The sequence below is a fragment of the Vibrio sp. zbq_1 genome, from assembly GCF_043102935.1.
Classification (GTDB): Bacteria; Pseudomonadota; Gammaproteobacteria; order Enterobacterales; family Vibrionaceae; genus Vibrio; species Vibrio parahaemolyticus.
In genome coordinates this window covers 1-8745 of sequence record NZ_JBICJH010000010.1, presented here as the reverse complement: position 1 = coordinate 8745, position 8745 = coordinate 1, and the positions used below count along the sequence as shown (strand labels likewise).

The window sequence follows — 8745 nt, the reverse complement described above, 5'->3', positions numbered from 1 at the left end:
TTAGTACTAAAATTCCTCGTGAGTATCACGCTCTTCATATTCTGGGAAATCAATTTCGATGCAACCGTCATCATTAAGGACAAACAATATGCTTTCATGTTCGATATCAGCTTCATTCATATCAGAGCAACCACGATAGACTTCCCAATCGTATGAATAATCGAGTTGATATTGATTACCGCCCACAAAAGAAATGTTTTCGATTTCTATACCATTAACATTGTGAGCCATATGATCTATATGAGATAGATCCGGGATAAGTTTCTGTTCAAAGTCACTTTTGTTTTCAGATAGAAATCTAGTTAACTCTTCGCACAAGTGAGCGCCGTTAACTAAGGGCTGAGATGAACTAGAAAAGAACATTTTCAAATACTCCGAAACCTAATTTAATTTTGGTACTAACGCCCAGTTAAGGGGTGAAGCACGCAATGACCAAGCCTCCGCATTGCACTTCAACACAAAAAACCACCGCATACCAAAAATGCCACGCGTGCTGAATCCCACTTGAACTGTTTGTTATAACACAGTTTTACACATCATCTTCCGTCAAGATCTGACGACAGTTGCGAACTGTTAACACACGAATTTCGTGGCTTAAACTGTAAATAATACGATAGTGACCGAAAATGATTTCACGATAGTTTGTGTGGGGCATTTCAGGAACAAAGCGCCCCATTTCAGGCATATTTCCGAGTAATTCAGTTTTATCGAAAACCTCATTGACCCACTTTTCAGCAGCAGATGGATTATCTAACGAAATAAACTCAGCAGCATCACCAAGCTTTTGAAGAGCTAAAGGAGACCAAACTACTTTCATTTCTTAATGCGCCCTAACACTTGAGCGCGCGCATCTTCATTTGAAACACCAAGACCTGAAGCTAATTGAGCTTCCGCTGTGCGCATTTCTTCTAGTAATTCGATCTTCTCTTGCATTGCTTCGTACTCCGCTACATCAAGAACAACAGCAACACCTTTACCGCGTTGTGTAATTACCAATGGACGACGCGTCTCATTGATTTGTTTGATGTAAGAAGCTACTCCGGCACGAAACTCAGACAGCGGCTGAATATCTTGATCGAAATGAATACGACTCATACTGAACCTCTATTAGTACAAAATAACGTACAAATAATAGTTCAACTGTTAGTTATGAGCAAGAACTTGATACTGTGTTATAACGCCTTGTTAAGGGGTGAAGCACGCAACACCGATGCAACCGCATACCGCCTTAATCACTAAAACCAACGCATAGTAAAAATGCCACGCGTGCTGAATCCCTCTTGAACAATTTGTTAGCCCGATACCCGACTAGTACATATACCCTAACCAGTCTATATGACCAACTGCCCAAGTTTTACCGCTAATCGGTTTAACATACAAATCATCGACTTGATCAACTGCAACGCCGTAATTCTTATGTTCATGTATTCGCAACCAAGAGCCTAAAGAACTAAGACGAAGATAACCATTAGCCGTATAAAAAGCATCTAAATCGGAGATTAGAATAATAAAGTCGACGTCTTTTCTAGAAACATACTCGCTGAGTTGGGACAACATGGCAGTGCCAATACCATTTCTTTGAGATGATTGTTCAACACAGAAGTCACTAATGCCCAATACTTTATAAATTTCATCGCCGACACTGACAACTCTGTAGTCTAGTCCCATGTAACCAACCAGTTGATCATCTCTGTACTTTAAAGCTCTCATATGCGGGAGTTGCTTATAGTAAGAACGAGTTACTTGATGTTCAGGAAATGACTTGTTTCTGAGGACTTCAATTGAGTTATGCTGCTCTTTAGATAACTCTATTTCTGGGTAAATATCCATATTTGACCTTTGAGGGCTAACGCCCGCTTAAGTGGTGAGCAACGCTACCACAGCACTCAATTATTACACCGTAAACACAAAAGCTGATTCAAACCAAAAACGCCGAGCGTTGCGAATCCGGCTTGAAGCGTTTGTTATGTTTTACCACAACCGACTGATTTATTTGGCAATGAACTGCTTTATTGATCATGTTCTAAGATGTTAGTCACACACTCAAACTCGTTTCGCCACCAAATGCACCAAATACAAAGCGCGTAGTTCCACTTCCCTGCCCAATGAGGCAATCCGTTCAATGTTCAACAAGTACCCTACTTTTCCCATTTAAAGCGTAAAACAATGGCAAATTGCCGAGACAATTGCCAAGCCGATATGCTGTTTGGCAAATACACTGACAGCGACTTTACTCCAGAAAAACTATCAACCCGGAGGCGCGACTTCGAATTGAAGCAACCCACGAATGTTGAAGCGTAAAGTCGGTAGAGGAATTCAAGAATTTGAACAGACAAAGCGGAGTTGCTGAGGCTACTCGATCAAACGGCTAAAGAGGCCAAAGAATCACAGCCCGAAATCATTTTACTCATTGAAAATCAAAGAAAACATAACGCCCTGCTAAGGGGTGAACAACGCAATGCCGATGTTGCCGCAAACCACCTTAATCACTAAATTCAACGCATAGTAAAAATGCCACGCGTTGTGAATCCCTCTTGAGCAGTTTGTTAGTTTTCAGACCCAAAGTGTTGATTTTACGTTATTTTAAACTTTGCGAACAACAAACTTTATATGCTTTGATGCAATTAAGTCAGGCGTAGTCTCAAAGCGGCTAGTCAATGAAACCACTTGGAACAAACAACGCCGTAGAAAACGAACTCACAACACCAAAAAGCGCTTTTGGAAAACCAATCTCACAATGCGGACTTTCAACAAAGTTACTGAAACCACGTGAACTTACCACACCAGAGAAAACGCCATTTCAGCGAGTAAATCGGCTTTTGCACCAACAAACTCAACGAGCAGTGTTTCAGCAAAAAAGTTCGACTCAGTAAACCCCAAAGTCACCGCACCAAAGAACAAATCACCCCTTGAAAGATGCCAATTTTGGATTCTAACCGAGGTCGTTAACGCTGAATTTGATGTCCAAAACCCCAACTATGTCTTTGAACTTTTACCGCTAGATCTTGCGATATAGCTGCGTTTATCCTCTTGCAAACTAACGCTGAACATAAGTTGCGCCACGCTGAACTCACCAAGCACACCGAACTTCATACCAAAAATGCCGAGTAAAACGCGTCAACTTAATGTTTTTGTTAGTTTTATATTTCCGCCGAAGTCAGTTTTTCGCCATTCCCATATGTGTTTTCCATTGCGATAACTAACCGAGTTTTGATTTCTCGATAGAGATCGGTGTGCGTGTATTCTTGAAACCTAGCATTAGCATCAATACCAGTCTGAATTATTAATCCAGAACGCTCAAGCCTTTTCATTAACCCGGTGAGAAATTTAGCCTCTAAACCCAATTTATCAGCAGCGAAATAATAAAATGAATCTGACAGACTTCCACCTACACCAAACCCCTCTTCGGTAATGCTTTCGAAATACTTTGAGTATTGAGCATCTGACCGTTTATTTTTGATATTTTCTTGATGGTAACGCTCTAACAAATACAGTATATGAATTTCTCTATCCGAAAGCTCACCGAGAATAGAAAATGTTTCAAAGAAAAAATCATCACTTTCTTCGTTTTTTTCATCAGTGTCAAATGCCAAATAAAGGTCTTTTAAGACATTTGCCTTTGCATAGGTGGATGCTCTATTCAAAGAATCGATCAATTGCGTAAATCTAAAAACTTCATTACTATCGTTGCAGATTTCTTTAATGCTCTTTTGCCCATTTGCAAGCTCAATTAATGCTCTATCTGCTTTACGGTTTGTAAGCTTACTATTAATAATACTAAGAGCTGTTGTCGCTCCTTTAAAAACAGTCATTAACTCCATTATTACTCCTTAAAACTAACGCCGCATTAAGGTGTGAGCGACGCTTGGCTATACTTGAGCGAAGCGAAACTGCCAATCGTTGCGAATCACTCTTAAATGCTTTGTTAGGTGCGTGTTACTGAATGCACAACTTCTTCAAAAGCAGGACTTTCAAAGTTAAAAGTGATGTGATCATCTGACGTGCCATCACTGTCAAATACGTAAACAGAGCCATTATCTCTTATTAGTAGCTGTGATGATTCATTTTCAGGCCAGAATACAGCAATTCGGTATTCACTTTCTCGTTTGTAAGGCTGCACTGGTTTAACAAACACTAGTTGTTCCTGTGATAAATCGAAAATTTCATTTTCATGCTCATAGTAATGTATTGGACCAGAGACTACCTTTAAACCTAAGTGTTTATTAGCAGTTTCAATTAGCATTGCTAACTTTTTAGTATCAATGGCAATACAAATATCCGCGTCAAATAGGTTAAATAGCTCCTTACTATTGCCTTTATTACTCAGGCAAAGAACATGACACCGTCTAGGAGACTGCGAGAAAGTTATTGGGTTATGCGGTATAGCTTTGAAATCTCGGCCCGCCAAAGTAACCTTAGTTATTGCGTCGGGCGAAAGCTGAATAGATTTTCTAGCTTCATTATCACAAATGTTTTCATTTTCGAGTTTATCCATTGTGAACAAATCTCGAAACCATAAGCCCTCACCCGTTTCAGCGAAGTGCCCAAGATACTGACTTTTTCCATAGAGATATTTTATCAATGAATTTTCCTATTACCGCTAAAGCACCTAACGCCCTGCTAAGGGGTGAACAACGCAATACCGAAGCCGCTGCATACCACCTTAATCACTAAAATCAACGCATAATAAAAACGCCACGCGTTGTGAATCCCTCTTGAGAATCTCCAAACACGACTCACTAGGTCTCAACAACTCTCATACAATAACTTAACCACTTGATTTAAAATAGAATAACACTCTTTCACAATCATTATTTCTCACTACATCTCACAGCTCTAGTACCCCCTTGCGTACCCCTAAACCGATTGATAAGTTCAGGGGACATACACAAATAAAGGAGGGTAACAGCATGGCTGCTATCTTTAAATTATCAGACACACAAATTAAAAATGCAGAGCCAACTGATAAAGAATACACGCTATCGGATGGTGGAAACCTTTACTTAAGAATACGTAATAATGGCTCTAAAAACTGGTTATTTATCTACACAGACTCTAGCACAAAAAAACGTAAGAAAATCGGGCTTGGTTCATACCCTAGCCTAGCACTCGCCAAAGTCCGAAAAATAGCAGAAAAGCTTCGTGAACAGATGGCAAATAACATTGACCCGAAAATCTATCGTGATAAGCAAAAACTTGACGGTGCCATTGTCAGTGAGCTTACCTTTGAGTCGGTTGCCGAGCTTATGCTTGAACGAGACGAAGGAAAAGAGACGACTACTCGCAAAAAGTTACTTGAAGAAGCTCAAAAGGAAGCAGAAATTAATGGTACAGATTTTGGTGAAGAAGAAATCAAGCGCATTATGAATAAGGTGAGAACAAGTCATCGAAAGCGCTTGTTCTTGAAGCGTCATTTATACCCAAAGCTAGGCCACATACCGTTGAGCTTTATTACCACAACCGCCGTAATTGAAGTCATCAAACCACTTCAAGCAAAAGGACAACTAGAAAACGTAAAACGCGCTTGTACTTTTGTTAATCAAGTCATGTATTTTGCTCTTAATAGAAACTACATCAAGAGTAACTGCTTAGCATATATCAAACATGAGTTTGTTAAACCAAAAGTAACGCATATGCCTGCTGTCCCTCCCAATGAGTTAGCAGAGGTAATGGCTACCATGTCAAACCACAATATGAAATTAGTCACTCGCTGCGCGTTTGAAATGCAACTGCACACGATGACACGTGCGTTTGAACTCGCCGCGATGCGATGGTGTGACATTGACTTTAAGTTGAAGCTTTGGACGGTGCCTAAGTTTTACACTAAAGGTGGGCGTGAGCATCTCGTTCCCCTGAACGAATACACGCTTGGCTTATTGGCGTTTATGAGGCCTATTTCAGGGGACCAGGCGCATGTATTTCCGTCTGATAAACAGAACACTAAATTTCCACACATTAGTCCATATGCAGTGAATTCATCATTAAATCTCACCACGTTAAAAGGACGCTTAGTCAGCCATGGGTTCCGAGGCATCGCAAGCACCTACCTCAACGAGAGCACTAACTTCAAAGTAGATGCCATCGAAATGTGTCTTGCTCATTTGGATGCAAATTCTACCCGTGCCTCATACAACAGTGCGTTGTATCTCAATGAGCGATATGAGATTCATCAGTACTGGAGTGAATATATCGTCGAATCGACAGGTAAATACTATTCCATTGCAGGACAGTACCGTACCGAGTGTAGACGGAGTGCGTGATAACCCACCTCTACCTGAGGTATTACTGCTGAGCCTAAACGGCTTAGCTCCAACTAATTAACTCACCGTCACTTATGACACCCTCAACCAGTTTAGGGTGCAGCTTTCTGCACCCTAAATTCAGCTAAGAAGGATAGTCTTCATGTCGCATTCACACTTACATCAAACTCACTTAAGCCAATTAGAAGTGAAACCCATCAGCGAACATCCACGCTTTGGTGAAATGCAAACACTGCACCGTTTACGTCGAAAGGGACGCCAAACCGTGACTCATCAAAATGAAAACATCGGAATAAAACAACACCACCAGCTTCGCGCCCATCATATCTCCACCAATCAGCATGGCATTTATCAAGTCAAAATCACTCCGCCATTATCCTTAAGAATCTCAGGCCACACTAGGTCTCATTATTTTGTGGCACTGAAAACAGATGAACCGCAACATGCAATAAGCAGAGCGAAAGCAGTGTTCTTACAAGCTAAATGCTTTTTCCAAAACATCCCCCATGACCTTCCCGACTCTCTGTCATTGAGTCAGCAATTATTAGTGCAAATCCATTTAATGGCTAAACATTTTCCTGTGATTCGTGCTTACAAACACAAACCGTCAACAGACGATTTCCCAACTTTGCCCCCTCTCGACTTGAGCATTGCAGAAGAGGACATTCGTTTTCCATACTTCAGCTGGTTAAATGAATTGATGGAAGAGCGCGAGCATTCAGGGATGTCTCGATTCAGGCTCAATCAGATTGCAGACTACCTTCATCAGTTTTTACGCTTCGCTGATGGCAACCACTCCAACAGCAATGGAAGGTTATACATACAGACGCGAGACATTCGCCAATATCGTAAGGCACTCTGCCAATCGAACATATGCCACAAAGAGCAAAAACAGCGTATCGACGCCATTCGTTTTTACTTCCGCTGGCTGACCTATCGAGGCTATTACACTACCCCAATACTGACACGTCCCCTTTTCTCTTAATTAGGAGTTTAACCATGATGATGACTAACCCAATACGCCTCAGCGTCATTTCTGCACTCGATGACGGTCTGGCTTACTCCCACTCAGACTACTTTGCACCGCTTCTGATGCAAGGCATCAGTGCCGTGGACATCGGTCTAATTGAACTGGTCACCACGATATTACGCACTGAACCGTATCTCAATGAAACTGACCTGCTCGAACGTGGGGTGAGCCAAAAACAAATCCAACGGACGTTGGGTGGTTTTGACAACTTCAAGCAACTGTTGAAGATTGATGATTATTGTTTTAGCGATTTACTGCGAGATAACAAATGGGATATTAACCACAGCATTACGCTCTCGTACTTCCAATACCAGAAATTTTATCAAGATATACGCAGAGACTACATTCAAGGCCATATTGCTGACATGCACCCAAACTTATCGGTGTTACTCAATGATGATTTCTCAATTCACTCCGTTCCTATCACTCGAAGCCATTACGCCACCGTTCCCGCTACAGACGTCGAAGCAGCGGCGGTGAGTTTTGCTTTACTGTTCCGCGACTACGAGTTTATTGATTATGACGAATCGAAATCGCTCCTGACTTTACAAGCGCATCGTCGCGATAAAGCCGCCGTCATAGAGGTTCGCTGCCTAGCTTCGAAATTTTGTCAAAACACCGCCGCTGGGATTTGTGTAGTGGATGACGCTCAAGCCATGACTAAGCTCAGAAATCAGAGAAAAATTCTTGATTTTAAAACCCTAATTGAGAGAAATACACGTAACACCACAATACCAAATTAGGTTCCTTAAACGCCTCAAACATCGCATTAGAACTAGAGATACAGCTTTCTTGCAAGAAAGCTGGCATGTGATCGTTCTGTCACGTCTCTGGACAAAAATGAGTTTCGGAAATTAGAACATTAGTATTTCATGAATTACTTAAAGTATGGAAAAGTCGCGAATATGGAAACTCCGTTTACATGTTCAAATTAACTACCCCCTCAAGTGACGTCTTGGCTGATAACCTTTATTTCTGCTCCTATTTAACTGAAAACGCTACGAGCTTGGTTACGTACCTTGAAACTTTTTCCTCTCCTACACGCGGAGCCATAATCATTAAGCCCCTTGATTTTGATCAAGGGGCTATCGGTTAGAGAGTTGAAGATGATTTCTTATCTCGGTTCGCAGTCATGATCATATACAGCAATGGCGTAAACAGCAGACCAAAGAAGGTAACTCCTATCATGCCAGAAAACACTGCAATACCCATAACATGACGCATTTCTGAACCTGCGCCAGTGGCAGTAATTAGAGGAACTACCCCAGCAGTAAAGGCAATTGATGTCATCAATATCGGACGAAGACGTAAACGACATGCAGCCAAGATAGAATCTAAACGTGACGCCCCATTCATTTGTGTATCTCTGGCAAACTCCACCATGAGTATTGAGTTTTTACACGCTAATGCTACTAATACAATTAAGCCAATGCCTGTGAAGATATTATTGTTCGT

General features: G+C 41.3%; 11 protein-coding genes. 3 read left to right on the top strand and 8 right to left on the bottom strand.

Annotated features, from left to right (window positions below; all coding sequences use genetic code 11):
- Window positions 1-6: 6 nt before the first annotated feature.
- The 7 genes from ACF8CV_RS07105 to ACF8CV_RS07075 all read right to left on the bottom strand — a co-directional run bounded on the left by ACF8CV_RS07105 (window position 7) and on the right by ACF8CV_RS07075 (window position 4582).
- Window positions 7-363, bottom strand: a complete 357-nt coding sequence (locus ACF8CV_RS07105; RefSeq protein WP_138938006.1) for a hypothetical protein — start codon at window positions 361-363, stop codon at window positions 7-9.
- A gap of 166 nt (window positions 364-529) precedes the next feature.
- Window positions 530-817, bottom strand: a complete 288-nt coding sequence (locus ACF8CV_RS07100; RefSeq protein WP_025539049.1) for a type II toxin-antitoxin system RelE/ParE family toxin — start codon at window positions 815-817, stop codon at window positions 530-532.
- A complete protein-coding gene (locus tag ACF8CV_RS07095) occupies window positions 814-1095 on the bottom strand; it encodes a type II toxin-antitoxin system Phd/YefM family antitoxin (protein ID WP_025527476.1) in 282 nt (93 codons plus the stop codon). The genes ACF8CV_RS07100 and ACF8CV_RS07095 overlap by 4 nt, the downstream gene beginning before the upstream one ends.
- Before the next feature lie 213 nt (window positions 1096-1308).
- On the bottom strand, window positions 1309-1830 hold the full coding sequence (locus ACF8CV_RS07090) for a GNAT family N-acetyltransferase (RefSeq protein ID WP_138938236.1): 522 nt from the start codon (window positions 1828-1830) through the stop codon (window positions 1309-1311).
- 945 nt (window positions 1831-2775) lie between these two features.
- Complete coding sequence (locus tag ACF8CV_RS07085; RefSeq protein WP_258517105.1) at window positions 2776-2901, bottom strand: hypothetical protein; 126 nt, start codon at window positions 2899-2901, stop codon at window positions 2776-2778.
- Window positions 2902-3140: 239 nt separating this feature from the next.
- The gene (locus ACF8CV_RS07080; RefSeq protein ID WP_138938235.1) at window positions 3141-3821 is read right to left on the bottom strand and encodes a hypothetical protein; all 681 of its coding nucleotides are present in this window, start codon (window positions 3819-3821) and stop codon (window positions 3141-3143) included.
- Window positions 3822-3925: 104 nt separating this feature from the next.
- Window positions 3926-4582: a hypothetical protein gene (locus ACF8CV_RS07075; protein ID WP_138938234.1), complete on the bottom strand. Its 657-nt coding sequence runs from the start codon at window positions 4580-4582 to the stop codon at window positions 3926-3928.
- A gap of 265 nt (window positions 4583-4847) precedes the next feature.
- Here ACF8CV_RS07075 and ACF8CV_RS07070 point away from each other — a divergent pair, with 265 nt between their 5' ends.
- The 3 genes from ACF8CV_RS07070 to ACF8CV_RS07060 all read left to right on the top strand — a co-directional run bounded on the left by ACF8CV_RS07070 (window position 4848) and on the right by ACF8CV_RS07060 (window position 8033).
- A complete protein-coding gene (locus tag ACF8CV_RS07070) occupies window positions 4848-6260 on the top strand; it encodes an integrase arm-type DNA-binding domain-containing protein (RefSeq protein WP_244431018.1) in 1413 nt (470 codons plus the stop codon).
- A gap of 142 nt (window positions 6261-6402) precedes the next feature.
- A complete protein-coding gene (locus ACF8CV_RS07065) occupies window positions 6403-7245 on the top strand; it encodes a hypothetical protein (RefSeq protein ID WP_023585536.1) in 843 nt (280 codons plus the stop codon).
- A 14-nt stretch (window positions 7246-7259) separates the two neighbouring features.
- A complete protein-coding gene (locus ACF8CV_RS07060; protein WP_023585535.1) occupies window positions 7260-8033 on the top strand; it encodes a hypothetical protein in 774 nt (257 codons plus the stop codon).
- A gap of 349 nt (window positions 8034-8382) precedes the next feature.
- Here the strand turns inward: ACF8CV_RS07060 and ACF8CV_RS07055 are convergent.
- The coding region (locus ACF8CV_RS07055) for an efflux RND transporter permease subunit (protein WP_208871009.1) at window positions 8383-8745 on the bottom strand (363 nt) is incomplete at its 5' end.

What these genes read in the sequence shown, in the direction of transcription:
- ACF8CV_RS07100 (WP_025539049.1), bottom strand. Translation starts at nt 817, where the DNA reads ATGAAAGTAGTTTGGTCTCCTTTAGCTCTTCAAAAGCTTGGTGATGCT.
- ACF8CV_RS07090 (WP_138938236.1), bottom strand. Translation starts at nt 1,830, where the DNA reads ATGGATATTTACCCAGAAATAGAGTTATCTAAAGAGCAGCATAACTCA.
- ACF8CV_RS07105 (WP_138938006.1), bottom strand. Translation starts at nt 363, where the DNA reads ATGTTCTTTTCTAGTTCATCTCAGCCCTTAGTTAACGGCGCTCACTTG.
- ACF8CV_RS07065 (WP_023585536.1), top strand. Translation starts at nt 6,403, where the DNA reads ATGTCGCATTCACACTTACATCAAACTCACTTAAGCCAATTAGAAGTG.
- ACF8CV_RS07095 (WP_025527476.1), bottom strand. Translation starts at nt 1,095, where the DNA reads ATGAGTCGTATTCATTTCGATCAAGATATTCAGCCGCTGTCTGAGTTT.
- ACF8CV_RS07080 (WP_138938235.1), bottom strand. Translation starts at nt 3,821, where the DNA reads ATGGAGTTAATGACTGTTTTTAAAGGAGCGACAACAGCTCTTAGTATT.
- ACF8CV_RS07060 (WP_023585535.1), top strand. Translation starts at nt 7,260, where the DNA reads ATGATGATGACTAACCCAATACGCCTCAGCGTCATTTCTGCACTCGAT.